The sequence below is a fragment of the Halalkalicoccus sp. CG83 genome (genome assembly GCF_037081715.1).
Lineage (GTDB): Archaea > Halobacteriota > Halobacteria > Halobacteriales > Halalkalicoccaceae > Halalkalicoccus > Halalkalicoccus ordinarius.
Genome location: NZ_JAZDDH010000001.1, coordinates 1203859 through 1230694, shown reverse-complemented (window position 1 = coordinate 1230694; position 26836 = coordinate 1203859). Strand labels below are relative to the sequence as shown.

Here is a 26836-nt window from a genome sequence, read left to right as displayed (position 1 = left end):
TCGTATGATTGCAACGAACAGAACGCATATATCGACTTCGTCGCTCCCCGGTAGTACCGGACGTCCCGTCCGCGATACGGAGAGACCGATCGACGCCCACCGGGATTCGACCCGGACGCACGGGCGCGGGGGGAAAGGACCTTGGCGCTCGGAGACCCAGATCGACCATGGCCGAGCGCGACGATCAGCTCACGCGAACCCGCTCCCGGACGAGCGGAATCGAACACGATATCGGCCTCGAGGAGCCCGGATCGGACGCGGATTCGAGGCTTCACGAGCGTGCCGGGGCGCTCTTCTCGCCGGCGCGGTTCCTGCTCGCGCTCGCGCTCTCGACGGTCGGCCTGCTCGCCGGGGGAGCGACCGTACCGATCGCGGGCGGCCTCGTCGGCGTGCTCGTCGGGACGTTCCTCGTAGGCCTCGCCAGCGAACGGCGGCCGATCGCGGAGACCGGCATCGCGGGCGCGGCGGTGCTGGGCGCGAGCACGCTGTTCGACTACCTCGTCTGGACGCTCGTCGGCGTCGGCCTGCCGATCGTCGCGGTGGGCACGGCGATCGGTCTCGCGGTCGGCGTCCTTGGAGGATATCTCGGTTCGGACCTGCGCGACGGGCTCACCCGCGAGCTCTAGGCGGGATCGAGCGCCCAGCCGTCGTCGGCCCGGCGGACGACGCCGTGGTCGGCGAGGATCGAGAGCGCGTCCTCGGCGACGGGTTCGGGGACCCGCGCCTCCTCGGCGATCGTCTCGAGGTCCGCCGCCCCGCTGTCGATCGCCGAGAGCACCGCGGCGTACAGCCGGCTGTTCTCGGGGTCGCCGATCGTGTCGCTGATCCGCTCGTGGATCTCGCCGATGCGGCCCTGAACGCGCCGCTGGGCGAGCGAGAGCTCGTTCTCGAGCTCCTCGAGCTTCCGTAGCTCGCCAGCCAGCTCACAGACGTCGGCGTCGTCCTGGCAGGTGACGTTGATCGAGAGATGCCGACAGGAACTGGACATGTCGAGGCCCGAGCTGGTGGGGTAGGCGCTCTTCGAGGCGAAGCCATAGGGAGAGACGTTGACCTCGAGGCGGAGGTGCCGGGCGATGTGGAAGTACTTGCGGCGCTTCTCGTCGGTCCGGCTCTCGACGAGCCCCGCCTTCTCGAGCTTTCGGAGGTGGTCGATCACCGCCTTGGGGCTGACGCCGAGGTAGTCGGAGATCTCCGTGACGTAACAGGGCTTCTGCGAGAGCAGCCGCAGGATCCGTCTGCGGTTCTCGTTGCCCAGGAGATCGAGCAGCGCCGCTGAGTCCATCTAGTCGCCCGTTGGCGATGGGTACTGAAAAGGGTGTCTCCGATCGACGCTCAGTCGCTTGCGCCCGCCGGCCCGAGCCGATCGAACGCCCGGGCGGCGAGCGCCACCGACGCGACCGAGAGCGCGACGGTCGCGAGCGCCAGCGTCAGTCCGGGATCGTACTCCAGCGGCGGGTGGTAGCCGAAGCCGTAGTCGTAGAGGTCGTTCGCGAGCAGGAGGACGAGCGCGAGCACGAGCGCGCCGGGGGTCGTCCGGCCGTAGTGCGGAATGAGGTAGGCCTCCAGTACGAACGCGAGATGCGTGAGGACGATGAACCAGTAGTCGTTGAGCGAGGGGAAGTACTGCCAGAAGCCGAGATGCAGCGCGACGACCGTCCAGAGTCCGTACTTGACGAGCCAGACGAACGCCAGGGTGTGGAGGTAGGCGAGCACGCGGTTGTGTGCGACCTCCTCGAGCGGGCGGCCGAGGTTCGCGAACAGCGTCGCCAGCGAGAGCGTCACCAGGAACAGTGCCGTCGGCGAGTCGGCGTAGAGGGGCCAGAGGAAGGTGAACACCCCGGGCATCGTCTCGACGTAGAAGCGAACCCCGACGAGCATGGCGGCGGCGTTGAGGGCTACGAGCCAGACGAGGCTGGGCGCGTTCTCGAGATAGTAGCGCGCGTGCCGTCGGCCGATCATCGTGCGTGGTGGCGGTCCCCACTCGTATAGGCGTACCGCTCGGGTTGCGGTCCCACATAAACATGTTGCGAAATAGTTATATCTGGCCACGACAAACGTGGTAACGAATAGCATGTTCGAACCGTTCTCCCGGAGCTACTACGTGGGGCGTCTCCTCGTCGAACCGCACGACGGCGAGCACGCAGCCATGCGCCGCGACCAACACGAACTGGTGAACGAACAGCTCTACGCCACGGGCGACGGTGTAGAGCGGCTCGATCACCCCCTCGTGATGAAGGTCGACCAGCAGCACTTCGCCGTCCACGGCGAGGACGGCCTGCCGGAGAACACGCTCGTGCTTCCCCGTTCGCGGATCACGAAGCGAGACGTCGACTCGCTGCCAGCCCCGCGGGAGGTGCTGCTCGCGAAGGCGGAGAAGGCCGGACAGCTGCTCGGCATCTTTTCGACGCAGGCTGCCGGAAGATAAAAGCACCAGCCCGACGCCGGTTCGGGCATGTTCGACGACCTGCTCGGCCGGAGCGGGCTGAGGGCGCGGATCGACGAACTCGAGGAGGAGCGCGAGCGACTCGAGGGCCGTCTCGAGGGCGAGCGCGAGCGTCGTCGTGAGGCGGTGCGCGACCGACAGGCGGCCGACGAGCGGGTCAACCGCCTCGAGGACCGGATCGCCGACCTCGAGGGGCGACTCGAACGCACGGACGAGGAGGCCGAACCGGCGTTCCGCGGCGTAGAGAGCCTACGGGGCGAGCGGACCCGCGAAGTGCTCCGCCGCCTCGGGAGCCTCCGAACCGCGGAGGAGGGAACCCTCACGGCGATGGTCGAGGAGGAACTCCCGGACGCGGTGGCCGAGGCGTTCGGCGAGCACGCCGCGCTCCTCGCGCGGGCCGCCCCCTGTCTCGTCGCCCGCGACGACGCCGGCCTGCTGAGTAGCGCGCTCGTCCCGCCGATCCGTCCGGAGCCGTTCGTGATCTGGAGCGACGCCGTCGAACTCGAGCGAGGGTGGTTCGTCCCCGAGGGCGAGTTCGCGTTCGCGCTGGTACGCTCGGACCTGTTCGCGCTGGGCGAGTACGAGGGCCGCGAGCGGCGCTCGCTGACGACCTTCGAGAGCGACGTCAAGGGCGATCACTCGAAGGGCGGGTTCTCGCAGGGGCGTTTCGAGCGCAGGCGCGACGCCCAGATCGACGAACACCTCGAGCGCTGCGAGGAGGCGATCACCGATCGAGGAGCCGACCGGCTGATCGTGGTCGGTCAGCGCACGCTGTTGAAGGGGTTCGCGGAGGAGGCGATCGAAACCCGTCCGATCGACGCGACCGGTAAGCCCGCGGCGGCGCTCGATCGGGCGTTCCACGAGTTCTGGACCACTCGACTGTATCAGGTCTGATCGCGGGTGCGGTCCGGCCCCTCGCCGTTTCGCCGTCTCGGGGGGACGTCGACCTCGCGGCGAGCGCGGCGACGTCGCGCTCGAGCGCGTCGGCGGCCGCGAGGCGGAGCCGTCGTACTTCCGGTTCGGGGAGGGGGTCGTCGGTCGGAAACCGCTCGGTAAGCGGCGAGTACGCGGAGACGTCGAACCCGAACGCCGCCAGGTACTCCCCCACACGCGGCGTGAGTCCCTCGTCGATGGCCTCGTCCGAGAGCGACGAGAGCAGTTCGAACGGCGGGACGACGATCCTGTCGAGGTGGACGCCGACGTCGCTGCCGACGACGACGGGCTTCGTGAGACACTCCTCGAGGACCCCGGCGACGTCGAACGCGAGGCGGACCACCTCGCTCGGTAGCGCGGTGTCGGGGGCGCGCCACTCGACGGTTCCGAGGTCGTCCCGGATTCGGATCGGGCCGTGACAGACGTTCTCGGGTCGGAACTGCGCTGCGACGAGCACGGGATCGATTCCCGTCTCGACCGCGAGCCCCACGAACGCCTCGAGTCGCTCGCGGTAGCGCGTCTCTCGTTTCTCGTGGCTTCGGACGTAGGGTCGCAGTTCACGGAACCGGCGGAAACGCTCGCTCATGCCGCGGCGGTAGGCCGCAGCACGCGCGGACGTCATGGTTCGTCGCCCGTCGTAGTAGGGGGCCGTCGCGACGAGCGCGAGCGCCGGATCGAGCGCGGTCAGGAGGTTCGCCTAGGCGATCGGATCCGTCCGATCGAAGTGGACGTGCGTCCCCGCACAGTTCTTCGCGAACCGCAGCCGGTCGCCGTGAAGCCGTTCGAGGATCCGTCCGCGCTCCGAACGGATCGGCGCCGACTCCTCGAGCAGCGGCGTTCCAAGCGGGACGAGACGTACTCCGGCCGCGCTCGCGGCGTCGAGTGCGGCCGTCAGAACCTCCTCGAACGTGCGTTCGAGCGCCGCAGGCGTTGTCACGGGTGGAAGGACGATCTCGACGAGCGAGTCGACGAACTCCGGAACGACGCACTCGTGAGTGTCGACGACCTCGTCGTCCGGCGCGAGGCGGCCCTCGCGGTCGACGACCCAGTACTCGACTTCCGTTCCGATTCTCACGACGGCCCTACGCACGCCGCGTTTCTCGCGCTCTCGAGAGGTGAAGCAGGCGTACGTGAGGATGGCGTGATAGATAGCAAAAACCCTTTTGTATGATATCTGTGGGTTTTCAATTGATTATCGGCGGGTCGTCGTGGTCGCGAAGCCCGGTCTCGGAAGAGGGGATTCGGGGGGTTTCGAGGGCCGTGGTCGAAACATCGGGTCGCGCGAAGGGCCCGAAGGGGAGCTCGTCGATGCGGCGCGACCGATGACCCGCCGCGAGGCGAACCGGGCGATCGTCAGGCGCTGATCTAAAGCGTTAACACCCGTCTTCTCCATTCCTCCGGACATGCAGGTCGCCATCCTCGCCCACGAGAAGTTCCCGGACCGCGCGAAGACCGCCGTCGGCGTGCTGCGCTACGGCGACTACGACGTGACGGCCGTGCTCGATCGCGATCGGGCCGGCGATCGCGTCGCCGAACACGTCCCCGACGTCCCCGACGCCCCCATCGTCGAGGGGATGGCGGACGTCGAGGAAGCCGACGCGCTGTTGATCGGGATCGCTCCCATCGGCGGCGGCCTCGACGAGAGCTGGCGCGCGGACGTCGAGAACGCCCTCTCGCGAGGCTGTGACGTCATCTCGGGGCTACACTACTTCCTCGAGGACGATCCCGAGTTCGTCGAACTCGCCGAGGAGAACGACTGCGAGCTGTGGGACGTCCGCAAGCCCGATGAGGACCTGGCGGTGAGCCGGGGCGTGGCGAGGGAGGTCGACGCCGAGGTCGTTCTGACGGTGGGGACCGACTGTTCGGTCGGGAAGATGACCGTCTCGTTCGAACTCCAGCGAGCCGCCGAGGAGCGCGGGATCGACTCGGCCGTGATCCCGACAGGCCAGACGGGAATCATGATCGAGGGCTGGGGCAACCCGATCGATCGCGTGATCAGCGACTTCACGGCTGGCGCGGTCGAGGAGATGATCGTCGAGAAGGGCGACGAACACGACTACCTGTTCGTCGAGGGTCAGGGGTCGATCGTCCACCCCGCCTACTCCGCCGTGACCTGCGGCATCCTCCACGGCGCGATGCCCGACTCGCTGGTGCTCTGTCACGCCGCGGGCCGCGAGGAGATCCACGGTTACGAGGAGTTCTCGATCCCGCCGATCGAGAGCTACGTCGACCTCTACGAGGGCCTGGCCGCACCGGTCAACGAGGCCGGCGTCGCGGCGGGCGCGCTGAACACGAGGGAGATCTACGAGGAGCCCGCTGCCCGCGACGCCGTCTCGCAGTACGCCGACGACCTGGGCGTGCCGGCGACCGACCCCGTCCGGTTCGACGCCGACGAGATCCTCGAGGGCGTGTTGTGACGCTCGAGACGGACTTCGAGCGCGTCTCGCTTCCGCTCGAGTTCCCGTTCACCATCGCGCGCGGAACGACCGAGACCGCCGAGAACGTGATCGTCCGGGTCGACGACGGCGAGCACGTCGGGATCGGCGGGGCGGCACCCTCCGCACACTACGGCGAGACCGTCGAGACGGTCGAGGCGGTGCTCCCGTCGCTGCTCGCGGTGGTCGAGGAGGTCGGCGATCCCCATTCCTTAGAGCGGATCGAACGCCGGATGCGCGGGACGGTCGAGCGAAACCCCGCCGCGCGGTGTGCGGTCTCGATCGCGCTGCACGACCTCGTCACGAAACGCCTGGAGCTTCCGCTGTATCGCTACTGGGGGTTCGACCCCGAGCGGACGCTCGAGACGTCCTACACCATCGGGATCGCCGACACCGAGGAGATGCGCGAGAAGACCGCCACCGCGCGAGAGCGCGGCTACGGGACGCTGAAGGTGAAGCTGGGGACGGAGCGCGACGAGGAGATCATCGAGGCCGTCAGGGCGGAGACACCGGAGGCCACCATTAGGGTCGACGCGAACGAGGCCTGGAGCCCCCGCGAGGCGGTCGGGAAGATCGAAGCACTCGCGGAGTACGGAATCGAGTTCGTCGAACAGCCCGTTCCCGCGGAGAACCCCGAGGGGATGCGCTTCGTCCGCGAACGCTCGGCGCTGCCGATCGCCGCCGACGAGTCCTGCGTGACGCTCGCCGACGTCCCCCGAGTGGCCGAGATCGCCGACATCGCGAACGTGAAGCTGATGAAGTGTGGCTCGCTCCGCGAGGCTCGGCGGATGCTCGAGACCGCCCGCGCACACGGCCTCGAGACGATGCTCGGCTGCATGACCGAGTCGAACGCCTCGATCGCGGCGGCGTGCCATCTCGCGCCGCTGCTTGACTACGCGGACCTCGACGGCTCGTTGCTGCTCGCCGACGATCCCTACGAGGGAATCGCGATGCCCGGCGGCCGGATCGACCTCGCGGAGCGCTCACGATCAGGGACGGGCGCGCACGCGGATGGATAAGCCGTTCATCCCCACTCCTCGAACGGCCGTCCAGCGCGCTCCATGTACTCGCGTTGCATCCCCCGGATCGCTTCGGGGAGGGTCGCGCCGTCGTCGATCCGCTCGCGAACTCGTGCCTTCTTCCAGCGACTCGGGGTCGTTCGCTCCTCGAAGCGTCGCTCGACGGGATCGAGATGGCGTTCGACACGTTCCTCGGGGACGCCGGACTCGCGCAGGCCGGCACGGGCGAGTTCGAAGAGCTCCTCGTAGACCGTCTCCGGATCCCTGGTTCGCTCGCCGTCGGCGGTCAGCCAGACCAACTCTGCGTCGAGCCCCTCCCGGACGACGTCGTAGAACCCCGCCTTCGTCGCCTCCCAGCCGAGCTCCGCGAGCGGGTGGTCGGTCGCGACCAGCCCTCGGATCAGGCCGGCCGTCAGCGCCTGCAGGCGGACGGTGTCCTCGACGCTCGGTTGGGTCGGGAGCGGGCGGTACTCGATCCGCAGCGAGCGCTCGTCGTTGTCGGCGTCGATCGGACGGCCGCCGACGACCCCCCTGAGCCATCGCCAGTAGGTGCTGCGCTTGTGCTCGAACTCGGCGAACCGATCCATGTACGCGTCGTCGCTCTCCTCGGCCCACTCCCGGAGGAACGGTGCCTGCGTTCGATCGGCGGCGATCCGGTCGACGACGTCGGCCGCCGACGCGACGTCGCCCGGGAATCGGACCTTCCCCTCGTCGGCGACGTTGATCGACCCCTCGAAGACCGGGATCCGGAGCTCGTGGTACGTTCGCTCGACCAGCGCACGCGCCTCCTCGCCGTCACAGTCCGGATAGCGATCGGCCGGGGCGAACGGCGAGTTGGTCGCGAGCGCGAGAACCGGTCCCATCGTCCGGATCGCGGCGTTGTAGTGGGCGGGAAACCGTTCGGCGCTCGGGATCTGGACGTGTGGCTGCATCGAGCTGGTGAGCGACTCGACGAGGATCGAGGGGAACGAGCCGCTCGCGCCGGGAAGATCGACGTCGACGGTTCCTCCGCGCTCTCCGAGGATGGCGTTGTCGAGCGCGTAGTACCGGACCGCCGGTTTCATGTTCGCCGCGATGCGCACTCCGTCGTGCTCCTCGGTGGCCGAGAGGTACGCCGTCGTCCCCTCCTCCGGCGGAATCGTCCACATCGCGTCGAGGACGAGCGTCCGCTCCTCGGCCCGCGTCGTCTCGTGTGCCGCGTCGACCCGGTCCCGAAGCGCTCGCAGTTGCGAGTCGAGCCCCATGCCGTCGAGGACGTTCGGCGGGGTGTTGACCTCGACGTTGTGGCGCCCGAGCTCCCCCGCACAGCCATCGATCTCGAAGAGACGTTCCGGGGCGTTCGCCAGCCTCCCCTGGCGGTCGGTGACGTACGCCTCGAGTTCGAGCCCGACCGCGAAGTCGCGGTTGTCGAACGCGCCCGATTCGATTCGTTCGCGGAGGCGCGCCGCCTGCGTCTCGACGCGTTCGTCGAACTCGCGTCTGGTCGTCTCGGCGAGCGTTCGGCGAACCAGTTCGACCAGTTCGGAGTCGTCGTCCATCGTCTCAGCGCTCCGGGCCCGGAAACCCGGGCCCGCCCGTCGTCCGCTCGTGGTGCGTCGGACGGTCGGCGGGATCTCGGTCGTCGATCGGTCGGACGTTCATGCGTGTCCTGTCTCCCTCGGCGTTCTTATCCTACCGGTGTCGGCAAGCGTTCCGGTCGACGACGGCCGGCGATCCGATCGACGGTCGGGCGGCGCGCTCCCGAGCCACGACGATCAGGCGGGAAGGCCCAGCACCGCGACGTCGTAGCTCGCGATGTCGGCGGGTGACTCGAGGAGGATCACCTGGAAGCTCCACGACGAGCCACCGCCGAGGTCGCCGGTGCTGGCGACGTAGCGGCCGAGTTGCTGGTCGTCGCTGTTGTAGACGCGCACGCGGACCTCGACGGTGTCCATCCGATCGTTTCCGGTGTTCTCGATCACGCCTTGCACGGTCGAACCGGTGTAGCCGTCCTCGTAGGCGAAGGCGTGGTCAGCGATCTCGAGGTCGTCCATCGCCGAGACGTTCTGGTTCGCCTGGGTCCCCGCGGCGGCCTGGGCGGCCGCCGTCTCCTCGGCGTTGCGTGGGGTCGCGTCGCTCGGGACGTCGACCTCGCCGTTCCGGTACCCCGGGCTGCTCCCGCTGCCGCTGCTGCCGGTACAGCCCACGAGCGCGGTCGTGGCCCCCGCTCCGGTCAGCGCGAGAAACCGGCGGCGGGTCGGGTGGACGTTCTCGGTCATCGCGGCAGGCCTCCGTGGTTGGCGACTGCGCTGGTCATCACGTCGATCATTCGACGCCCTATCGCTTTCAGTGTGACGCCGGCGACGCCCGGTCGCCGAGGATCAGACGTCGCTGTCCGCGTCCCGGCTCGACTCCCGGAGGATGAACGGCCCCATCGCGAGCGTGCGCTGGGCGACCGTCGCGATCCGCAGGACGTAACTGATCAGCAACACGAACGGGGCGAGGGCGAGCACGAACGCCCCGCTCACCAGCCACACGAGGTTCTGGACGCCGAGGATCGAGCCGACGATCGCGGTGGGATCGAGGTAGATGAGCATTCCGACGACGACCACGAGCGCCGGCGGGCCGGCGTACAACAGCGAACGCGAGAGGTTGATCAGCTCCCACTGGAAGTAGAGCGTCTTGAAGTGCTCGCGCGCCGGTCCGAAGAACTTCAGCATCACTATCATGTCGTCGAGCGCCTGGTCGGCCTCCTCGGACAGCGAGTCGGCGTGATCGTCGCGGATCTGTCGCGCCTGGAAGATCTTCCAGGAGTAGTTGAAGTCGAGTGCGGTCCAGATCACGTCGAACGTCCCGAACTGGGTGTTCTCGATCTCCTCTCGGACGGTCTCCGCGTGGTCGTCGAGGGCGTCGACGTACTCGTTGACCCGCTCTTTGAGCTCCTCGTCGCGTTCGTCCTCCATCTCGTCACGAAGCCGTTCGGCGTAGTCCTCGACCCCCGCGACGAGCTCGCGCAAGAACGCCGCCGGCTCGGGAGGGCTGACCCCCATGTCGGTTCGGGACTCGAGGTCATGGCGGAAATCCATGGCATCGTCCATCCGTTCGCGCTGTTCGCCGACCGCGCCCAGCTCCTGGGAGAGCACCAGCTGGCCGATCGTCGCGACCAGCGTCACGCCCGTGATGATCGGCCCGACCATCGAACTGAAGAGCGTCTGGATGGCGTCGGGGTCCTGGAGGACGAGCACCTGAAACGGGCTCATCCCGACGAAGCTGAGCAACACGATCGCGACGAACATCCACAGCATGATCAGCCCCGCGAGGGCGTACCGGTTCATCCGCATCAACACCCACAGCCGAAGGCCGCTCCCCTCCGCTCGCTTGCTCATCGTATCGTCGGGGCTGCTACTCATGACTGAGGGAGGGAGGAGGCCCGGAAAAGGGTGCGGATACGCGATCCCGCCCGATGCGAGGGATCGAGCGCGCCTCCCGTCGCTCGCCGGCGCGCTCACCGGCTACGATCCGGTCAACTGATCCGGTCGATCAGGTCTCGGACCACTCGATGTCGTCCTCGCGCTCGTTCTCCCGGAGGATGAACGGCCCCATCGCGAGCGTCCGTTTGGCGACCGTGCCGATCCGCAGGATGTAGGCGAGCAGGACGACGAACGGGGCGACGCCGACCGTGTAGGCCGCCGCGGCCACCCAGACGAGGTGATCGATCCCGAGGAACGTCCCGGGCATCGCGTTCGGCCCGAGGTACATCAGCACCAGCCCCACGATGATCAGCGCGGGCACCGAGATGTACAGCAGCGCGCGAGAGAGGTTGACGAGCTCCCACTGGAAGTAGAGCGTCTTGAAGTGCTCGCGCGCCGGGCCGAACAGCTTCAGGACGTCGATCATGTCCTCGAACTTCTGGTCGGCCTCCTCGGAGAAGGAGTCCCTGTGCTGGTTTCTTATCTGGCGGGCGCTGAAGATCTTCCAGGAGTAGTTGAACCGGAAGATCGCCCAGATCACGTCGAACGTCCCGAACTGCGCGCCGTCGAGCTTCTCGCTGACGGTGTCGGCGTTGTCGGTGAGGTCGTCGACGTAGTCGTCGACCTTCTCCTTGAGCTCCTCGTCGCGCTCGTCCTCCATGACGTTCCGCAGCTCCTCGGCTTGCGCGCGGGACCGTTCGACGAGCATCTTCATGAACGAGGCAGGCTCGGGCGGGCTGACGTCGAGGTCGATGGTGTCCTCGACGGTCTGTCGGAAGTCCATCGACGCGCTCATCCGGCTTCGTTGTTCGCCGACCGCACCCAGCTCCTGGGAGAGCACGAGCTGGTTGAGCGTCACGACCAACGTGACGCCCGTGATGATGGCGCCGATGAAGTTCGAGAAGATCCACCACATCGTGTCGTGGCTCGCGACCAGCGCCCGGAACGGATCGAGGCCGAGCCGGGCTCCGCCGACGAGGCCCGCGAAGACGACGACGAGGATCACACCCGTGAGTACCCAGCGGTTGAGCCGCATGAGCGTCCACTGCCCGAGATCGAACGCCCGGAGGCGTTGGAGCGTCGAGCCGGTCGGATCCGGTTCGATCACCGTCCCACCGGCGTCGAGATGAGGCGGTGGGGACGAGCGTGATGCGGACGACCCGCCGGCGAAGCGATCCCTCTACCGTGGCGTCGACCCGCCGCGAAGCCGCGAGCCGGCACGCGGTTCCACGGTCGGAGCTGAACGCTATCCATGTAGACGGCAGCCGCTGGATCGAGGTAGGGGTTGCGCTTCCGAACGCCGTGTCGGACGAACGCGCAACGCCGTCTTTTTTCCGCCTGCCCGCTGTAGCGCCTTTTATGTCCGATGACGAGGAGCTGGAGTCGTACGGCGCCGACATGGGTCAGAAGTCGTCGACCGGTGTCTTCGAATGGGTGATCGTCGACGGCAACCGGCTGCTCGTCGCGGCCCTGCTCACGGCGGCCGTGTCCGTTCTCCTGCTCGGGCTGAACGCGTTCGACGTCATCGCGTTCCAGAACGCCAACTCGGTCACGCGCGTCGCCAGCGGGATGATCGCCGGGACGTTCTCGCTCGTCACGCTGGTGGTCTCGATCAACCAGATGATCCTCTCGCAGGAGTTCAGCTCGGCGGGCGAGGCCCGCGACCAGCTGGACGGCGTGATGGACTTTCGTGAGGACGTAGAGTCGCTCGCGAAGGTGCCGGCCAGCCCCGCCTCGCCGTCGAGACTGATCGATCTGATCGTCGTGACGATCCACGAACGCGCGGACGACCTCGAGGAGAGCGTCTCCGATAACCGCGACGCGGACTGTCGGGACGCCGTCTCGCAGTACGTCGCCGGCATCGACGACAGTACCCAACGGATCCACGAGACCCTCAAGGAGACGGAGTTCGGCACGTTCAACGCGGTTTCGGCCGCGATCAACTACAACGACGCCTGGCAGATCTACGCCGGCAGGCATCTCTACGGCCGATACGAGGACTCGTTCTCCGAGGAGACGAGCGAGGCCTTCGAGCGCCTCCTCGACGCGCTCCGGCTGTTCGACGTCGCCCGGGAACAGTTCAAGACGACGTATCTCCAGCGCGAACTCACCCAGTTCTCCCGACAGACGCTCTACTGCGGGGTGCCCTCGGTGCTCTCGGCGATAGTGCTCGGCTTGGTGTACGCCGACATCAGTGGCTCCTCGCTCGCTCCCGACCTGTTGCCGTTCGTCGCCGTCGCGCTCATCACGGTCGTCGTTTCACCGCTGGCGCTGCTCGCCGCCTACATCCTCCGGACGGCGACGGTGGCCCACAGGACGGCCTCGATCGGCCCGATGCTCCCCCAGAAGGATCCCGAGGAGGGGCCGTTCGACGTCTCCTACGGCGAAAGCGAGGAGTGAGCGGCTCGCCGGAGCGCGGGACTACCGCTCCGATCGGCGGGCGGACCTCCGAACCACGGCAGCCTCATTTTTCCCGCCGCGTTCGATAGACGGTGTATGGACGAAGCCATCGACGAGGAGGTCCCCCAGAGCGACCTCGTCCACGAACGCCTGCGTGAATCACCGATCAAGCGTTGGATTCTGCTGGACGGGAACCGGTTCGCGCTCGCGACGTTGCTCTCGGTCGTCGTCTTCTCCGTCTGTACGGGGATCGGATTCGCCGGCTACATCCCCGTTACCGATCCCGCGACCGCGACGACGCTCGTGGGGGCGATCGTCGGCGGGACCCTGCCGTTCATCACGATCGTACTCGCGATCAACCAGCTCGTGCTCTCCCAGGAGATGGGGTGGCCGAACGACCTCCAGGATCGATTCGAGGGGATGGTCTCGTTCCGACGGCAGGTGGAGACGGTGACCGGCTCCGGTATCAGTCCGGCCTCGCCGGCCGACTTCCTTCAGGTCATCGTGGACGCCGTCGTCGACCGCGCCCGGGCGTTCCGATCCACGGTCGATCCGAACGAGGACACGCGGCTCGTTTCCCTGACCGAGAACCTCGTCGATGCGGTCGAGAGCGAGGGGGAGCTGGTGAACGATGCGCTCGAAGGCGCTGATTTCGGAACGTTCAACGCGCTGTCGTCGGTTCTCGGACACTTCAACGGCGCACATCTCTACGCCGCCCGCACGATCCGTGCGGATCACGGCGACGAACTCTCCGAGGAGGCACACGACGCACTCGACGACCTCATCGAGCTGCTCGGCCACCTGGCCGTCGCCCGCCAGACGTTCAAGACGTTGTACATGCAACACGAGCTCGCGTACCTCTCGAAGCTCCTGCTGTACGTCGGGTTTCCGACGCTGCTCGGCGGCGGCGTCTTCATGATGACCTACGACCGGATCATCGAGGCGATCGCAGAGCCTGCGCTCGTGGTCGTCGTCGGTGCCGCGGTGACGTTCGTGTTCCTCCCGTTCGTCGTCCTCCTCGTCTACACGCTTCGCATCGCGACGATCACGAGCCGCACGGCCGACTTCGGCCCGTTCGTCCCGCGCGTGGATCTCGACGAGTGAGCCGACGCACGCGACCTCGGAGTCCGGCGAGTCACGTACTAACCCGTCCGTCGACGTTCCGAGACGGGCGACGCCCGCGCTCCGGCCGGTAGAGACGCGACGGGATCGGTACGGTTCGATCGCGCTGAAGGCCATCGGCCCCGACGCCTCGGGGGCCGCGGACGAGTCGGCGATGTACCGACACCGACGAACCGGCGACACGAACGCGCGTTCGTGTCGGTTCTCGCGGACGGCCGGCGATCGACGGCGACGGTCTATCGGGCGATCGTCACCGTGATCGGCGCGTTCCGGACGACCGTCTCCGCGACGCTGCCGACGACGATGCGGGAGAGCCCCGAGCGGCCGTGGCTGCCCATGATGATGTGATCGATGTCGTGTTCCTCCGCGTACTCGACGATCACTTCGCCCGGCGGGCCGACCTCGAGCGCGGTCCGCACGCTCGCGTCGTAGGCGGCGGCCCGCTTCTCCGCCTGCTCGAACAGCTCCTCGGCCTCCTCGCGCTGGGCGTCGGTCAGGCTCTCGGCCGCGCTACCCTGGACGCTGCCGTAGGCCAGTTCCGTCGACTCAAGGGCGTTGAGCACCGTGGTCTCGGCGTCGGGGTTCTCCTCTAGGGCGCGGTCGAGCGCGGCCTTCGACGAGTCCGATCCGTCGAACGGCACGAGGATCCGCTGGTCCATGCCCGCTGGTTCGTCCCGAGGTCGGAATAGGTTTGGGCCGCTCGTCCCGACGGACCGGATTGAACAGGGCTTTACGGGCGGACGAGCCGAGAGCGTGTATGGTACGACGGAGGGTGGGAACCAGCCTGTATGCGGGGTTTCTCTTCACCGTTCTCGGACTCGTCTCCTGGGCGAGCGGGCAGCCGTTCGTCTTCCCGAGCCTCGGTCCCTCCGCGTTCATCCTCGCGTTCGACCGCCGGGGCGAGCGCACGCGGATCTATCGGATCGTCGGCGGCCATCTCATCGGTGGGGTCGTCGGACTCGCGGCCTACCTCCTCCTCGCGAACGGTGTGACGATCACGACGACCCCGGGTGCGTTCTCGCCCGACGGACTCCGGCTGGCCGCGAGCGGCGTCATCTCCATCGTCCTGACGAGCTGGGGAATGATCGCGACGGACACGAACCACGCGCCGGCGTGTGCGACGACGCTCATCGTCTCGCTCGGACTGCTCTCGACGCCGGTACAGGTCGCGATCATCGTCGTCAGCGTCGTCGTTCTCGTCGAAGTCCACCAGCTCGTGCTCGTCCTCTTCGATCGGCTCGTGAGCTGATCTGACCGTTCCTCGCGACGGCTCGTCCGCTCTCCCGCCGCTCGGCGGCAGGATCGATCGCGTGGTGAACGGACCGATGGAGGGATACACTGGGACGGGGCGACCCCGACCCGGATGCCGAGACGACCGGAGGTACTCGCGAGCGTTTAGTCGAACCCGCTCTCGCGCTGGGTCTCCCGGAGGATGAACGGTCCGATCGCGAGCGTCCGTTTCGTGACGGTGACGATCCTGAGGATGTACGCCAGCACGACGGTAAACGGTAGGAGCGCAACGGTGTATACGAGACCGACGAAGAGATATCGGTCGTGCAGCGTGAGCGTGTACCCCGTGACTTGATTCGGATCGAACGCGAGGATCATGTAGGCGGCGATCGCGAGCGAGGGGATCGAGGCGTACAGCACGCCCCGCGCGATGTTGTTGATCTCCCACTGGAAGTACAACATCTTGAAGTACTCACGCGCCGGGGCGAAAAAGCGCAGCGAGCCGATCAGTCCCTCGAGCGCGTCCGCGGCCTCCTCGGTGATCGACTCGGCGTACTCCGCCTGGAGCCGTCGACCGGCGACGATCTTCCACGAGTAGTTGTAGTTCAGGACGGGCATGATCACCTCGAAGGAGCCGAAGGTCGTGTTCTCCAGCTCTTCGCCGACCGTCTCTCCATGATCGATGAGGGAGTCCGCATAGTCGACGAGCGCGGGGGCGTCGGTGCCGTTGTCCTCGACGACCGCCCTGAGCGTCCGTGCCTGCGAACTTACCGCTCCGATGAGCGTTCGAAGGAACGCCGAGGGAGCGGCCGGACTCACGTCGTCGTCGATCCGCTTCTCGACGTTGTCACGGAACTCGATCTGGTTGCGCATCTCGTCGCGCTTCTCGCCGAGCGGCCCCATCTGTTCGGAGAGCACCAGCTGGGCGATGGCCAGGATGAGCGAGACGCCGGTGACGACGGCGATGATCACCGACCCGAAGACGTTTCCGACCGACTGCGGTCCCAGGATGCGCTGGACGTTGCTCGGGCCGGCGACGTTCAACAGGACGAAGATCCCGAACATCGCAAGCGAGAGGACGCCGGTGACGATCCACCGGTTCGCGGTGATCAGAAACCACATCTTCACCGCGCTCTCGCCGGTGCGCTCGCGCATCGTATCCGCCGGTTGTGTTAGCTCGTCCGACTGGCTCATTCTGTCTATCGAAGTCGCACCGCGATCCGTCGATCACTACGCGTTCGGTACACCCTGATCACACGTCCGTGGATCTATGAGGACGTTGATTCGGCGGCATTTCTCGAAAGGACGCTACACGCTACGACTGTTCGTCGCGGATGTCCTCGAGTTCCTCGTCGATCTCGCCGGCCTCGAGCTCCTCGTCGACGTCGACCTCCGCGGCGGCCTCGACGTCGGCTTCGAGCTCCTCTTCGTCGTCCTCCTCGACGCTCGCGCTCGTGGTCTCCTTGCCCATCTCGCCCTTCAGCGTGTCGAGCTCGGCCTCGACCTCGCTGTCGGTCCGCCCGGCGGCGAGCTCGCGGTCGATGCTGTCCTCGTCCGAGAGCGCGTCGTCGAACGCGCCGGTGTCCTGGAGCTCGTCCATCGCGGCCGAGCGCGCCTCCATCTCCTCGGTCTCCTCCTCGGCGCGCTCGATCGCGCGCGAGACGTCGGCCATCTCGTCGCCCGCGCCGGTCATCGCCTCCGAGACGCGGACGCTCGCCTCGCTGGCCTCGTACTGGGCCTTCATCGTCTCCTTCTTCGTGCGGAACTGCTCGATGCGGCTCTGGAGCTGGTCCTTCTGGTCGACGAGCTTGTCCTGTTTGTTCTGGAGGTCCGCGATCTGGTCCTCGAGCTGCTCGATCTGGCTCATCTTCGACTTCTTCTTCTCGAGCGCCTGGCGCGCGAGGTCGTCACGGTCCTGGCGCACCGCCTCGCGGGCCTGCTCGTTGTGTTTCTCGACGTTCTCCTCGAGGCGGCGCTTCTGCATCTCGAGGCGCTTCTTCTGCGTGGTGAGGTCCGCGATCCCCTGTTTTACGTCCTGCAGTCGATCGCGCATCTGCTCGTACGAGTAGTCGAGCGTCTCCCGGGGATCCTCGCTCCGGTTGAGCATTGCGTTGATCTTCGACCGGATGACGTACGACATCCGCGAGAGTACTCCCATGGCATCCGTTTGCGGCCGAGTCCTTAAAAACGTCACCGACGAACGGGAACCATGACCGACGTGGCGGTACCGGGGGCGAGGGACGTCCGCGCGACCCTCGACGGCGAGGAGGCCGAATCGATCGTCGTCGCCTGCCCGCCCCATCCCCGACAGCGCGGCCACCGCGGCGACCCCAGGCTGACGGCGGTGGGCGGGGCGCTCTCGGACGAGGGGGTCGCCTGTCTCCGCTTCGACTACGGGGAATGGGACGAGGGCTACGGCGAGCGCGAGGACGCGCGCAACGCGATCCGCTGGACCGCGGAGCGCTACGATCGGGTGGGCGTCTTCGGCTACAGCTTCGGCGCGGCGGTCGCGCTACTGGCCGCAGCGAGCGTCGAGGAGCCGCTCGGCGGCGTGTCCGTGCTCGCCCCCGCCGCCAGCCTGGGCGACGGGGACCTGGATGCGGCGGGCGCCGTCGCCGAACTGGACGCCCCGCTACAGGTGCTCTACGGTGCCCGTGATACGACCGTCGACTGGAGGCCGGTCGTCGAGGCCGCGCGCGAGGCGGGCGCGCGCGTCGAAGAACTCCCCGCGGACCACTTCTTCCTCGGTAAACACGACCGGATCGCCGCATCGGTGGCCGAGTTCTTCGCCGAACGGTTCTGAGCGATGCGTCGGTCGGATCGAGCAACACCCGGCTCCCGCCCGGAGAGCGGCTCCGGCGTCCACGGACGGGACCATTGCCGCCGCGGAACGATCGGAACCGACCAACGGGTCACGTCCACCACCTCACTTCTCGGAGCGGTCGATGCGGAGGGGTTGGCGCGATCCGTAGGTGAGCACGCGCCAGAGCCACTCCAGGGGACCGAACCGGAAATAGCGCAGCCAGAGCACCGACAGCGGGATCTGCACCGCCCAGATCGCCACGACGACCGCGAACGCCTCGACCCGGCTCACCCGGGCGAACAGGCCGAGTCCGTGGCCGTAGAAGATCGACGTCGCGAGCACCGTCTGCAGGACGTAGTTGCTGAAGGCGGTCCGCCCGACGGCGGCGAGCGCCCGGGTCGCGGCCCCCTCGGGGCGCCACCGGCAGTAGAGCATCACCAGCCCGACGTACGCGCCGGCGAGGGGGAAGCTCCCCCAGTAGTTGAACTGCCGCCAGAACAGCGCCGTGCCGGCGCCCCAGTCGTTCGCCTCGACGTACAGGACGCCGGCGAGGACGGCGGCGAGCCCGCTCGTCGCCCCGATCGCGATCAGCCGGCGGTAGAACCGCGACGAACGGTCGTTGGTCAGCACGCCCCGCTTGAACAGCGCCATTCCCAGGAGCATCGAGCCGCTCACGCGCCAGGCGGTGTAGCCGAGGAAGCCCGACGTCTGTCGTCCGAACGACGTCGGAACCCGGTGGTCCATCTGCTCGAGCCAGCCGCCGCGGTACGCCTCGATCTCGCTTCGGAGGGCCGCCTCGGAGGGGTGCCACGTGCTTGCGAGCGCGCTCGGGTCCACGGCCAGTCCCACCAGTACCTCGATGACGGAGGGGACCGCCAGCAGGGCGAGACCGATCAGTGCCAGCGTCCGCGGCGCGTAGCCTCGCAGGAAGACGACGACGAACGCGCAGAGGCCGTAGGCGACGAGGATGTCGCCGTACCACAGCAGATAGGCGTGCGCGAGGCCGAAGGCGACCAGCCAGCCCGAACGCCGGAAGTACGAGTCGAGCGCGGAGCGCCCCTTCCGCTCGGCGCTGCGGGTGAACAGCACGACCCCGCCGCCGAACAGGAACGTAAAGAGCGTGATGAACTTCCCCTCGACGAGGACGTGTCCGACCAGCCAGACCCAGTAGTTCGCCCCGGTCAGATCGCCGAACGCCGTCGGGTTGCTCAGGACCACCTCGGGCATCGAGAACGCCCGGACGTTGATCACCAGGATTCCCAGCAGCGCGAACCCCCGAAGCGCGTCGAGCCCGACGATGCGGTCGGACGGCGACGTCGGTCCGTCGCCGTCACTCATCGCTCGGGCTCCGGGTCGGGATCTCGTACTGGATTGCCCGTCCGGTCTCCATGAGTCATCGCTTATGCCGTGCGGAGCGGCCACGAAAGGCGTGTCGCCTTCCGATCGCGGTCCCGGCCGGACGCCGGCGAGCGTTCGTTCATCGGTGGCTCTCGTCCCTGGAGAACTATCGTTCTCGAGTCCCAACCCCGTGGTATGGCTTCCCACTCGAACGAGGACGTCCGCGACCCGGCCGGACGTCGACCGATGTCGATCGAGGAGATCCGCGCGTCGTACGCGGAGTGTGCACCCTGGATGGATCGGCTCGACTGGCTCGACCGGCGGCTGACCGGCCGATATCGCCGCCGGCTGTTCGAGAGCGCGGAGGGACGCGTCCTCGACGTCGCCTGCGGGACGGGCGTGAACTTCCGATACCTCCCGTCCACGGTCGACCTCGTCGGGATCGACGTCAGCCCGGAGATGCTGGCGAGGGCACGGGACCGGCTCGATCGACTCGAGGTGGACGGAACCCTCCGGGAGATGGACGCACAGGCGCTCGAGTTCGAGGACGACGGTTTCGACACCGTGATCTCGTCGCTCTCGACCTGTACGTTTCCCGACCCGGCGGCGGCGCTAAAGGAGATGGACAGGGTGTGTAAACCCGGCGGACGGATCCTGCTGCTCGAACACGGTCGAAGCGACGTCGGGCCGCTCGCGCGCTTTCAGGACTGGTACGCCGACGCCCACTACTCGACGGCCGGCTGTCGGTGGAACCAGAGGCCGTTGGAACTCGTCCTGCGTGCCGGGTTGTCCGTACGCGAGGCCAGTACCCACGCCCTCGGGATCATCACGCTGATCGAGGCCCGTCCCTCGCGGGAGTCGCTAGTCGATGCCGCCCGCGCGCATCTCACGACGACTCGTTAGGACTCACCCATAGCGGGGGAGGACGACCCCGGCACTCAATGGCACTTCGGTCGGTGCGTGTCGAACGCGTCACGTCTCCGCCATCGGGCTCTCCCCTGTCTCCCCGTTCGACGGGCACGACGAGCCCACCGACCGACGGTCGAACAGTAGCCGGGGAGGACGGCGCGTCTGCCGGCACGCCGTTTAACCACCGGACTGCCGAACCGACGTGCATGGCGGAACTGCTGATCTACGGGTCGTACGGCTACAACGGGCGGCTGATGAGCGAGGAGGCGTTCGACCGGGGGATGGAGCCGATCCTCGCCGGTCGCGACGGCGGGGCGCTCTCGGAGCAGGCGAACGAACTCGGCCTCGAGAGCCGACGGTTCGGACTCTCGGAGCCCGCGGCCGTCGCAGAGGAGCTCGACGACGTCGACTGCGTGCTCAACTGCGCCGGCCCGTTCTCCAACACGGCGGACGAGCTCGTCGAGGCCTGCATACGGAGCCGGACGGACTACGTCGACATCACCGGCGAGATCCCCGTCATCGAGCGAGTGGGACGCCGAAGCGAGGAGGCCGAGGAGGCCGGGATCACCCTCCTACCAGCGGCCGGCCTCTCGTCGGTGCCGATGGACTGCCTGGCCGCCCACCTCGTCGAACGTCTCCCCGAGGCGACGCATCTCGCGCTCGGGGCGGAGACGTTCCGCCCGCCCTCCGTGGGTTCGATCACGACGCTGCTCGAGGGGCTCGAGGACGGCGGGGCGGTTCGTAACGAGGGGCGCCTCGAGTACGTCCCCGCGGGCTGGAAGTCCCGGCGGATCGACTTCGGGCGGGGCGAGCGCCCGGCCGTGACGATGCCGCTCGGCGACGTTTCGACGAGCTACTACACGACGGGCGTCCCGAACGTCGAGACGTACGTCTTCGCGCCGCCGCCGACGCGGCTCCTGCTCCGGGCTCACCGGTTCGTCGCCCCGCTGCTCGCCGCGGAGCCGGTCCGTGAGACGCTGAAAGGGGTCGCGCAGGTCGCCCGCGAGGGACCCTCGAAGCGCGCACGCGAGCGGGGCTCGAGCTACTTCTGGGGCGAGGCCCGTACCGAGGACGGAGAACGGGCCGTCTCGCGACTCCGCATGAGCGACCCGTACGTCGTCACCGGCGCGTGTGCGCTCGCGGTGACCGAACGGGTGCTCGACGGCGAGACCGCCCCGGGCTACCGGACGCCCGCCGGGGAGTTCGGCCCGGGGTTCGTCCTCGGGATCGACGAGGCCGAGGGGTTCCTCGACGAGGAGACCTCGTAGCCCGAGCGACGGCCTCCGAAATCGTTTTTTGCTCCCTGCGCGCAGGGTCAGTATGCCGACCGAACCGGAGACCGACTACGACCCTTCTCTCGGACGCAAGTTCATCTTCGTCACCGGGGGTGTGATGAGCGGCCTCGGTAAGGGGATCACCGCCGCGAGCACCGGCCGTCTGTTGAAGAACGCCGGGTTCGACGTCACCGCGGTGAAGATCGACCCCTACCTGAACGTCGACGCCGGAACGATGAACCCCTACCAACACGGCGAGGTCTACGTGCTGAAGGACGGCGGCGAGGTCGACCTCGACCTGGGCAACTACGAGCGCTTCCTCGACATCGACATGACGTTCGATCACAACGTCACCACGGGGAAGGTCTACAAGAACGTCATCGAGAAGGAGCGCGCGGGCGACTACCTCGGCAAGACGGTCCAGATCATCCCCCACGTCACCGACGACATCAAGCGGCGGGTGCGCGAGGCCGCCGAGGGCACTGACGTCTGCATCGTCGAGGTCGGCGGCACCGTCGGCGACATCGAGGGGATGCCCTATCTCGAGGCGCTTCGCCAGTTCGCCCACGAACAGGACGAGGGGGACATCCTCTTCACACACGTCACCCTCGTCCCCTACTCGAAGAACGGCGAGCAGAAGACCAAACCCACCCAGCACAGCGTCAAGGAGCTCCGGTCGATCGGCCTCCAGCCCGACATCGTCGTCGGGCGTGCCGACGATCACCTCGAGCCCGAGACCAAGGAGAAGATCGCGCTGTTCGGCGACGTCCCCACCGAGGCGGTGTTCTCGAACCCCGACGTCGCGGACATCTACCAGGTCCCGCTGATGGTCGAGGAGGAGGGGCTCGACGAGTACGTGATGGAGCGCCTCGGCCTCGCGGGAGAGGCCCTCCCCGAGGGCGAACGGAAGAACGAGTGGCGCGAGCTCGTCACCCAGACGGCCGATCACGAGATCGACGTCGCGCTCGTCGGCAAGTACGCCCTCGAGGACGCCTACATCTCGATCCACGAGGCGCTGAAACACGCGGGTCTCGAGCGAAACGTCGAGGTGAACGTCCACTGGGTCGACTCCGACGAGATGGCCGCCGCCCACGAGGAGCGCCTCCGTGAGGCCGACGGCGTCGTCGTCCCCGGCGGGTTCGGCTCCCGGGGAACGCGGGGGAAGATCGAGGCGATCCGTTACGCCCGCGAGGAGTCGGTCCCGTTCCTCGGGCTCTGTCTGGGATTCCAGATGGCGGTCGTCGACTACGCCCGCCACGTCTGCGGGCTCGAGGGTGCACACTCGACGGAGATCGAATCCGATACGACCCACCCCGTGATCGACCTGCTGCCGGAACAGTACGAGACGGCCGACATGGGCGGCACGATGCGCCTGGGCGCACACGACACCCAGATCGAGGCGGGAACGCTCGCGAGCGACGTCTACGGCGGCGCGAGCGCCTGCACCGAGCGCCACCGACACCGCTACGAGGTCAACCCCGAGTACATCGCTGAGCTCGAGAGCGAGGGAATGACGTTCTCCGGCCGGGCCGGAAACCGCATGGAGATCCTCGAACTCGACGACCACCCCTACTTCCTCGGGACGCAGTTCCACCCCGAGTTCCGATCGCGTCCGGGCCGCGCGAGCCCGCCGTTCGTCGGGTTCGTCGACGCCGTGCTCGAGCGGACCGCTCCGGAGGTCGAAGCCTGATGGTCGATCCCGAATCGTTCGTCGAGGAGGCGATCGCGGAGATCGAGCGGGAGGTCGGCGACGCGAACGCGGTGATCGCGCTCTCGGGCGGCGTCGACTCGTCGGTCGCGGCGGCGCTGGCCTACGAGGCGCTCGGAGAGCGGCTCACGCCCGTCTACGTCGACACCGGACTGATGCGAAAGGGCGAGACCGAGGCACTCCGCGAGACGTTCTCCTACATGGAGTCGCTTCGAGTGGTCGACGCCGAGGAGCGGTTTCTGGAGGCGCTCTCGGGCGTGACGGACCCCGAGGAGAAACGGTCGGTCATCGGCGAGTCGTTCATCCGCGAGTTCGAGCGCGAGGCGCGCGAGGCTGACGCCGACTACCTCGTCCAGGGGACGATCTACCCCGACCGCATCGAGAGCGAGGGCGGGATCAAGTCCCATCACAACGTCGGCGGCCTCCCTGAGAGAATCGACTTCGAGGGGATCGTCGAGCCCGTTCGCGACCTCTACAAGGACGAGGTTCGCGAGGTGGCCCGCGAGCTCGACCTCGAGGAGGTCGTCGCCGAACGGATGCCGTTCCCCGGACCGGGCCTCGCGGTACGCGTCATCGGCGAGGTCACGAAGGAGAAGCTGGAGGTCGCGCGCGAGGCGTGTCACGTCGTCGAGGACGAACTCGAGGAGCACGAACCCTGGCAGGCGCTCGCCGCCGTCATCGGAAAGGCGACGGGCGTGAAGGGCGACAACCGCGTCCACGGCTGGGTGGTCGCCGTTCGAAGCGTCGAATCGCGCGACGGCATGACCGCCCGCGCCCAGGAGCTCGACTGGGGGACCCTCCAGCGCATCCAGAGCCGGATCACGGGGGAGAACGAGAACGTCGCGCGGGTCGTCTACGACGTCACGCACAAACCGCCCGCGACCATCGAGTACGAATGAGCCGTGCCGTCATCGCCGGCGACGTCACCGAACGGAGTTCGGCCGATCAGTCGAAATCGGAGGACTCCGTCGACGACGCGGACGCCCTCGGCGACGCTCTCCAAGCGGAGGGGTTCGAGGTCGCCTGCATCGACGGACTGGCGGACCGGGAGGCGCTCGAGGAGGCCGGGATCGACGACGCCGAGGTCTACCTGATCACCGACGTCGTACAGGCGACCTCGATCCCCGTGGCTCGCGAACGAAACGAACGGCTGCGGATCGTCGTCTACGCGCCCGACTCGCTGCCGGAGTTCGCCCGGCCGCTGGCCGATCTGATCGTCGGCCCCGACCTGGTCGGCCCCGAGGCCGTCGCCGACGCGCTCGTCGACTGAGCGTCGGAACCGAGCCGTCGCTGGTCGGGCGTGAAAAACGGAGAAACGTAGTTCGGCTTTACAGCCGGGTGAGGTTCGTCGCTCGGGGGCCCTTGGGGGCCTGATCGATGTCGAACTCCACTTCCTGTCCTTCCTCGAGGTCCGGGCCGCCGACGTCTTCCATGTGGAAGAAAACGTCGTCATCCGCGTCCTCAGTCTCGATAAATCCGTAGCCGCCAGTGTCGTTGAAGAAGTCGACCTTGCCTTTCGCCATTGCAACTGAACCAAACGCCCCTGCACGGATAACCCTTCCGAGACTCGTACTACCACGACCGTCGGACCCCGAGCGTTTTGTTCGTCGCCCGCGTCGACCCGGGTATGACGCTCGATCGCTATCCGGACCTCGATCTCGACGAGGGCGAGGTGCGCACCGAGGAGCTGGTGGCGGAGGAGGACGTCCTGGTAAAGGCGTTCGCGCTCGGCCCCGGCGCGGAGCTCTCGCCCCACGAACACGCCGACTCGACCAACGTCTTCCACGTGCTGGAGGGGCGGGTGACCGTGATCCAGAACGGCGAGGAGGAGACGATCGACGCGCCGGGCGTCGTCCTCCACGAGCGCGGCGTCGCCCACGGCGCGCGAAACGACACCGACGAGGTGGCGGTGTTCACCGCGAGCCTCTGTCCGCTGCCGTCGTAGCCGATCCGATCGACGGCGTCGGTCGACCTCCTCACCACGGACGTGTACGGTCGCCGAACCGTCGAGCCGTCCGGCCGTGGACGGACGAGCGCGGCCTACTCCTCCGAGGAGTCCGAGTCGCGTGCGGCGAGCCCGATGAGGTGGGGTGCCTCCTCGACGATGATCTCCTCGCAGCCGAGGCGGGCGGCGTTCTCGCTGCCGGGCAGACAGAACACGGGAACGCTCTCAACGACCCCCGCGACCGCCCGCGTGCCGACGACTCGGGTGCCGACTTCCTCGTAGGAGAGGGTGCGAAACAGCTCGCCGAAACCCGGAAGGGTCTTGCTGATCAGCGGCTGGACCGCCTCGACGGTGACGTCGTCGGGCGTGACGCCCGTCCCGCCGGTCGTGACGACGACGTCGACGTCGTCGCGATCGGTCAGCCTGTTGACGATGTGCTGGATCGTATCGAAGTCGTCGTTGACGAGTTCGCGGGTCGCGAGCTCGAACCCGCTCTCCTCGAGGGCGTCGCGGATCGCGTCGCCCGACGGGTCGTCGTCGAGCGACCGCGACGAGGAGACGGTGACGACCGCGGCTCCCGGATTCTCGAGGTCGAAGTCGTGGTGGTCGTGACCGGGGCCGTGCTCGTGATCGTTCCCGTGATCGTGATCGTCATCGGAATCCGGGTGGCGTTGATGCGTCTGGTCGTCCTTCGAATCGTCGTGGCGGGCGTTCTCCCCCATGTCCGATCCGTTCGAGCCCTATCGTCTAAAACGCCCGCCACCAGTACAGTTTTCCACGCGGTGGTCGTTGCCAGGGACATGGACGCAGTCCAGTTCGCGGAGCACGGCGGACGCGAGGTCATCGAGTACGGCGAGTTCCCCGATCCCGAACCCGACCGCGACGAGGTGCTGGTCGACGTCAAGGCCGGCGCACTGAACCACCTCGACATCTGGACGCGAAAGGGGCTGCCGGGGATCGACCTCGAGATGCCTCATATCCCTGGCAGCGACTGTGCGGGCGTCGTCGAGGAGGTCGGCGAGGACGTCACCCGCTTTTCGCCGGGCGACCGCGTGGCGCTCTCGGCTGGCGTCGGCGACGAACGCATGGACGACCCGACGCTCGATCCGAACTTCCACATCATCGGCGAGCACGTCCGCGGCGTCCACAGCGAGTACGCCGCGATCCCCGAGGCCAACCTCGTCCCCGTCCCCGAGGACGTCGACTGGGAGGTCGCGGCGGCCGCGCCGCTGGTCTTCCAGACCGCCTGGCGGATGCTGATCCACCGTGGCGACCTCAAGGCCGGCGAGGACGTGCTCGTCCTCGGCGCCTCCGGCGGCGTGGGTCACGCCGCGGTACAGGTCGCGAACCACGCCGGCGCGACCGTCTACGCCACCGCGAGCAGCGAGGAGAAGCTCGAGTACGCGAGGGAGATCGGCGCCGATCACACGATCAACTACGAGGAGAAGGACTTCTCGAGGGCGATCCGCGAGGAGACCGACGGCGCCGGCGTCGACATGGTGGTCGACCACGTCGGCGCCCAGACGTGGGACGAGTCGCTGAAGAGCCTCTCGAAGGGCGGACGCATCGTCACCTGCGGGGCGACCACGGGACCGAACCCCGACGCCGGCCTCAACCGGATGTTCTGGAACCAGCTCTCGGTGATCGGCTCGACGATGGCCACGCCCGAGCAGACCGAGGAGGTGCTCGAACTCGTCTGGGACGGTACCTTCCAGCCGGAGATCAGCGAGGTGCTGCCGATGAGCGAGGCCGCCCGCGCCCACGAGATCATCGAGGAACGCGAGGACTTTGGAAAGGTAGTTGTGGTTCCGGACAGTGAACTGTAGCC

The 26836-nt window shown here is 67.7% G+C and carries 29 protein-coding genes; 16 read left to right on the top strand and 13 right to left on the bottom strand.

From position 1 onward, the window contains the following. Positions 1-167 precede the first annotated feature (167 nt). Entirely contained in the window at positions 168-626 is a 459-nt protein-coding gene (locus V0Z78_RS06390) for a hypothetical protein (RefSeq protein WP_336343796.1), read from the top strand. Here V0Z78_RS06390 and V0Z78_RS06385 read toward each other — a convergent pair. After that, positions 623-1282 (bottom strand): ArsR/SmtB family transcription factor, encoded by a 660-nt coding sequence (locus V0Z78_RS06385; protein WP_336343795.1) that lies wholly within the window; start codon positions 1280-1282, stop codon positions 623-625. The genes V0Z78_RS06390 and V0Z78_RS06385 overlap by 4 nt on opposite strands. Positions 1283-1332: 50 nt before the next feature. Beyond that, positions 1333-1959: a DUF1405 domain-containing protein gene (locus V0Z78_RS06380; RefSeq protein ID WP_336343794.1), complete on the bottom strand. Its 627-nt coding sequence runs from the start codon at positions 1957-1959 to the stop codon at positions 1333-1335. 112 nt (positions 1960-2071) lie between these two features. On the opposite strand from V0Z78_RS06380, the gene V0Z78_RS06375 reads away from it, so the two are divergent. After that, positions 2072-2425, top strand: coding sequence for a DUF5802 family protein (locus V0Z78_RS06375; RefSeq protein ID WP_336343793.1), 354 nt, complete (start codon positions 2072-2074; stop codon positions 2423-2425). 27 nt (positions 2426-2452) lie between these two features. After that, complete coding sequence (locus V0Z78_RS06370; RefSeq protein ID WP_336343792.1) at positions 2453-3337, top strand: Vms1/Ankzf1 family peptidyl-tRNA hydrolase; 885 nt, start codon at positions 2453-2455, stop codon at positions 3335-3337. 736 nt (positions 3338-4073) lie between these two features. On the opposite strand, the gene V0Z78_RS06365 is transcribed toward V0Z78_RS06370, so the two are convergent. Continuing rightward, positions 4074-4451: a hypothetical protein gene (locus V0Z78_RS06365; protein ID WP_336343791.1), complete on the bottom strand. Its 378-nt coding sequence runs from the start codon at positions 4449-4451 to the stop codon at positions 4074-4076. Positions 4452-4779: 328 nt separating this feature from the next. Here V0Z78_RS06365 and V0Z78_RS06360 point away from each other — a divergent pair, with 328 nt between their 5' ends. Both V0Z78_RS06360 and V0Z78_RS06355 read left to right on the top strand, forming a co-directional pair. Further along, entirely contained in the window at positions 4780-5793 is a 1014-nt protein-coding gene (locus V0Z78_RS06360; RefSeq protein ID WP_336343790.1) for a DUF1611 domain-containing protein, read from the top strand. Then, positions 5790-6830 carry a dipeptide epimerase gene (locus tag V0Z78_RS06355; protein ID WP_336343789.1) on the top strand — a complete coding sequence of 347 codons (1041 nt, stop codon included), beginning with the start codon at positions 5790-5792 and terminating at the stop codon, positions 6828-6830. The genes V0Z78_RS06360 and V0Z78_RS06355 overlap by 4 nt, the downstream gene beginning before the upstream one ends. A 5-nt stretch (positions 6831-6835) precedes the next feature. On the opposite strand, the gene V0Z78_RS06350 is transcribed toward V0Z78_RS06355, so the two are convergent. The 4 genes from V0Z78_RS06350 to V0Z78_RS06335 all read right to left on the bottom strand — a co-directional run bounded on the left by V0Z78_RS06350 (position 6836) and on the right by V0Z78_RS06335 (position 11384). Continuing rightward, a complete protein-coding gene (locus V0Z78_RS06350) occupies positions 6836-8368 on the bottom strand; it encodes a hypothetical protein (protein ID WP_336343788.1) in 1533 nt (510 codons plus the stop codon). A 216-nt stretch (positions 8369-8584) separates the two neighbouring features. Beyond that, positions 8585-9088, bottom strand: a complete 504-nt coding sequence (locus tag V0Z78_RS06345) for an FxLYD domain-containing protein (RefSeq protein WP_336343787.1) — start codon at positions 9086-9088, stop codon at positions 8585-8587. 102 nt (positions 9089-9190) lie between these two features. Continuing rightward, positions 9191-10219, bottom strand: coding sequence for a hypothetical protein (locus V0Z78_RS06340; protein WP_336343786.1), 1029 nt, complete (start codon positions 10217-10219; stop codon positions 9191-9193). Between the two features lie 130 nt (positions 10220-10349). Further along, complete coding sequence (locus V0Z78_RS06335) at positions 10350-11384, bottom strand: hypothetical protein (RefSeq protein ID WP_409338724.1); 1035 nt, start codon at positions 11382-11384, stop codon at positions 10350-10352. Positions 11385-11638: 254 nt separating this feature from the next. Here V0Z78_RS06335 and V0Z78_RS06330 point away from each other — a divergent pair, with 254 nt between their 5' ends. Both V0Z78_RS06330 and V0Z78_RS06325 read left to right on the top strand, forming a co-directional pair. After that, positions 11639-12679, top strand: a complete 1041-nt coding sequence (locus V0Z78_RS06330) for a hypothetical protein (RefSeq protein ID WP_336343784.1) — start codon at positions 11639-11641, stop codon at positions 12677-12679. Positions 12680-12775: 96 nt separating this feature from the next. Then, on the top strand, positions 12776-13783 hold the full coding sequence (locus tag V0Z78_RS06325; protein ID WP_336343783.1) for a hypothetical protein: 1008 nt from the start codon (positions 12776-12778) through the stop codon (positions 13781-13783). 254 nt (positions 13784-14037) lie between these two features. Here V0Z78_RS06325 and V0Z78_RS06320 read toward each other — a convergent pair whose 3' ends face one another. Then, positions 14038-14460 carry a universal stress protein gene (locus tag V0Z78_RS06320; protein WP_336343782.1) on the bottom strand — a complete coding sequence of 141 codons (423 nt, stop codon included), beginning with the start codon at positions 14458-14460 and terminating at the stop codon, positions 14038-14040. Between the two features lie 98 nt (positions 14461-14558). Here V0Z78_RS06320 and V0Z78_RS06315 point away from each other — a divergent pair, with 98 nt between their 5' ends. Then, a complete protein-coding gene (locus tag V0Z78_RS06315; RefSeq protein ID WP_336343781.1) occupies positions 14559-15050 on the top strand; it encodes an HPP family protein in 492 nt (163 codons plus the stop codon). A gap of 146 nt (positions 15051-15196) precedes the next feature. Here V0Z78_RS06315 and V0Z78_RS06310 read toward each other — a convergent pair whose 3' ends face one another. Further along, complete coding sequence (locus V0Z78_RS06310) at positions 15197-16225, bottom strand: hypothetical protein (protein ID WP_336343780.1); 1029 nt, start codon at positions 16223-16225, stop codon at positions 15197-15199. A gap of 121 nt (positions 16226-16346) precedes the next feature. After that, complete coding sequence (locus tag V0Z78_RS06305; RefSeq protein WP_336343779.1) at positions 16347-17189, bottom strand: PspA/IM30 family protein; 843 nt, start codon at positions 17187-17189, stop codon at positions 16347-16349. Between the two features lie 51 nt (positions 17190-17240). On the opposite strand from V0Z78_RS06305, the gene V0Z78_RS06300 reads away from it, so the two are divergent. Continuing rightward, a complete protein-coding gene (locus V0Z78_RS06300; RefSeq protein ID WP_336343778.1) occupies positions 17241-17834 on the top strand; it encodes a CocE/NonD family hydrolase in 594 nt (197 codons plus the stop codon). A gap of 123 nt (positions 17835-17957) precedes the next feature. Here V0Z78_RS06300 and V0Z78_RS06295 read toward each other — a convergent pair whose 3' ends face one another. Then, a complete protein-coding gene (locus tag V0Z78_RS06295) occupies positions 17958-19172 on the bottom strand; it encodes a DUF418 domain-containing protein (protein ID WP_336343777.1) in 1215 nt (404 codons plus the stop codon). 195 nt (positions 19173-19367) lie between these two features. On the opposite strand from V0Z78_RS06295, the gene V0Z78_RS06290 reads away from it, so the two are divergent. From V0Z78_RS06290 to V0Z78_RS06270, 5 genes are all read left to right on the top strand, one after another. Further along, entirely contained in the window at positions 19368-20075 is a 708-nt protein-coding gene (locus V0Z78_RS06290) for a class I SAM-dependent methyltransferase (protein WP_336343776.1), read from the top strand. Between the two features lie 212 nt (positions 20076-20287). Further along, positions 20288-21349: a saccharopine dehydrogenase family protein gene (locus V0Z78_RS06285; RefSeq protein WP_336343775.1), complete on the top strand. Its 1062-nt coding sequence runs from the start codon at positions 20288-20290 to the stop codon at positions 21347-21349. 52 nt (positions 21350-21401) lie between these two features. After that, the gene (locus V0Z78_RS06280) at positions 21402-23045 is read left to right on the top strand and encodes a CTP synthase (protein ID WP_336343774.1); all 1644 of its coding nucleotides are present in this window, start codon (positions 21402-21404) and stop codon (positions 23043-23045) included. After that, complete coding sequence (guaA, locus tag V0Z78_RS06275; protein ID WP_336343773.1) at positions 23045-23962, top strand: glutamine-hydrolyzing GMP synthase; 918 nt, start codon at positions 23045-23047, stop codon at positions 23960-23962. Before V0Z78_RS06280 ends, guaA begins: the two co-directional genes overlap by 1 nt. Then, positions 23959-24333 carry a DUF7126 family protein gene (locus V0Z78_RS06270; protein WP_336343772.1) on the top strand — a complete coding sequence of 125 codons (375 nt, stop codon included), beginning with the start codon at positions 23959-23961 and terminating at the stop codon, positions 24331-24333. The genes guaA and V0Z78_RS06270 overlap by 4 nt, the downstream gene beginning before the upstream one ends. A gap of 58 nt (positions 24334-24391) precedes the next feature. Here the strand turns inward: V0Z78_RS06270 and V0Z78_RS06265 are convergent, their stop codons facing one another. Then, positions 24392-24586, bottom strand: coding sequence for a cold-shock protein (locus V0Z78_RS06265; protein ID WP_336343771.1), 195 nt, complete (start codon positions 24584-24586; stop codon positions 24392-24394). 104 nt (positions 24587-24690) lie between these two features. Here V0Z78_RS06265 and V0Z78_RS06260 point away from each other — a divergent pair, with 104 nt between their 5' ends. Further along, a complete protein-coding gene (locus tag V0Z78_RS06260; RefSeq protein WP_336343770.1) occupies positions 24691-25008 on the top strand; it encodes a cupin domain-containing protein in 318 nt (105 codons plus the stop codon). A gap of 95 nt (positions 25009-25103) precedes the next feature. Here V0Z78_RS06260 and V0Z78_RS06255 read toward each other — a convergent pair whose 3' ends face one another. After that, positions 25104-25730, bottom strand: a complete 627-nt coding sequence (locus tag V0Z78_RS06255; RefSeq protein WP_336343769.1) for a MogA/MoaB family molybdenum cofactor biosynthesis protein — start codon at positions 25728-25730, stop codon at positions 25104-25106. A 78-nt stretch (positions 25731-25808) separates the two neighbouring features. Here V0Z78_RS06255 and V0Z78_RS06250 point away from each other — a divergent pair, with 78 nt between their 5' ends. Continuing rightward, positions 25809-26834 carry a zinc-binding dehydrogenase gene (locus V0Z78_RS06250; RefSeq protein WP_336343768.1) on the top strand — a complete coding sequence of 342 codons (1026 nt, stop codon included), beginning with the start codon at positions 25809-25811 and terminating at the stop codon, positions 26832-26834. The last annotated feature ends 2 nt before the right edge of the window (positions 26835-26836 follow it).

Excerpts from the sequence above, each read along its gene's own strand:
- V0Z78_RS06390 (WP_336343796.1), top strand. The coding sequence starts at position 168 with ATGGCCGAGCGCGACGATCAGCTCACGCGAACCCGCTCCCGGACGAGC.
- V0Z78_RS06385 (WP_336343795.1), bottom strand. The coding sequence starts at position 1,282 with ATGGACTCAGCGGCGCTGCTCGATCTCCTGGGCAACGAGAACCGCAGA.
- V0Z78_RS06380 (WP_336343794.1), bottom strand. The coding sequence starts at position 1,959 with ATGATCGGCCGACGGCACGCGCGCTACTATCTCGAGAACGCGCCCAGC.
- V0Z78_RS06375 (WP_336343793.1), top strand. The coding sequence starts at position 2,072 with ATGTTCGAACCGTTCTCCCGGAGCTACTACGTGGGGCGTCTCCTCGTC.
- V0Z78_RS06370 (WP_336343792.1), top strand. The coding sequence starts at position 2,453 with ATGTTCGACGACCTGCTCGGCCGGAGCGGGCTGAGGGCGCGGATCGAC.
- V0Z78_RS06360 (WP_336343790.1), top strand. The coding sequence starts at position 4,780 with ATGCAGGTCGCCATCCTCGCCCACGAGAAGTTCCCGGACCGCGCGAAG.
- V0Z78_RS06350 (WP_336343788.1), bottom strand. The coding sequence starts at position 8,368 with ATGGACGACGACTCCGAACTGGTCGAACTGGTTCGCCGAACGCTCGCC.
- V0Z78_RS06345 (WP_336343787.1), bottom strand. The coding sequence starts at position 9,088 with ATGACCGAGAACGTCCACCCGACCCGCCGCCGGTTTCTCGCGCTGACC.
- V0Z78_RS06340 (WP_336343786.1), bottom strand. The coding sequence starts at position 10,219 with ATGAGTAGCAGCCCCGACGATACGATGAGCAAGCGAGCGGAGGGGAGC.
- V0Z78_RS06330 (WP_336343784.1), top strand. The coding sequence starts at position 11,639 with ATGTCCGATGACGAGGAGCTGGAGTCGTACGGCGCCGACATGGGTCAG.
- V0Z78_RS06325 (WP_336343783.1), top strand. The coding sequence starts at position 12,776 with ATGGACGAAGCCATCGACGAGGAGGTCCCCCAGAGCGACCTCGTCCAC.
- V0Z78_RS06320 (WP_336343782.1), bottom strand. The coding sequence starts at position 14,460 with ATGGACCAGCGGATCCTCGTGCCGTTCGACGGATCGGACTCGTCGAAG.
- V0Z78_RS06315 (WP_336343781.1), top strand. The coding sequence starts at position 14,559 with ATGGTACGACGGAGGGTGGGAACCAGCCTGTATGCGGGGTTTCTCTTC.
- V0Z78_RS06310 (WP_336343780.1), bottom strand. The coding sequence starts at position 16,225 with ATGAGCCAGTCGGACGAGCTAACACAACCGGCGGATACGATGCGCGAG.
- V0Z78_RS06305 (WP_336343779.1), bottom strand. The coding sequence starts at position 17,189 with ATGGGAGTACTCTCGCGGATGTCGTACGTCATCCGGTCGAAGATCAAC.
- V0Z78_RS06300 (WP_336343778.1), top strand. The coding sequence starts at position 17,241 with ATGACCGACGTGGCGGTACCGGGGGCGAGGGACGTCCGCGCGACCCTC.
- V0Z78_RS06295 (WP_336343777.1), bottom strand. The coding sequence starts at position 19,172 with ATGAGTGACGGCGACGGACCGACGTCGCCGTCCGACCGCATCGTCGGG.
- V0Z78_RS06290 (WP_336343776.1), top strand. The coding sequence starts at position 19,368 with ATGGCTTCCCACTCGAACGAGGACGTCCGCGACCCGGCCGGACGTCGA.
- V0Z78_RS06285 (WP_336343775.1), top strand. The coding sequence starts at position 20,288 with ATGGCGGAACTGCTGATCTACGGGTCGTACGGCTACAACGGGCGGCTG.
- V0Z78_RS06280 (WP_336343774.1), top strand. The coding sequence starts at position 21,402 with ATGCCGACCGAACCGGAGACCGACTACGACCCTTCTCTCGGACGCAAG.
- guaA (WP_336343773.1), top strand. The coding sequence starts at position 23,045 with ATGGTCGATCCCGAATCGTTCGTCGAGGAGGCGATCGCGGAGATCGAG.
- V0Z78_RS06270 (WP_336343772.1), top strand. The coding sequence starts at position 23,959 with ATGAGCCGTGCCGTCATCGCCGGCGACGTCACCGAACGGAGTTCGGCC.
- V0Z78_RS06265 (WP_336343771.1), bottom strand. The coding sequence starts at position 24,586 with ATGGCGAAAGGCAAGGTCGACTTCTTCAACGACACTGGCGGCTACGGA.
- V0Z78_RS06260 (WP_336343770.1), top strand. The coding sequence starts at position 24,691 with ATGACGCTCGATCGCTATCCGGACCTCGATCTCGACGAGGGCGAGGTG.
- V0Z78_RS06255 (WP_336343769.1), bottom strand. The coding sequence starts at position 25,730 with ATGGGGGAGAACGCCCGCCACGACGATTCGAAGGACGACCAGACGCAT.
- V0Z78_RS06250 (WP_336343768.1), top strand. The coding sequence starts at position 25,809 with ATGGACGCAGTCCAGTTCGCGGAGCACGGCGGACGCGAGGTCATCGAG.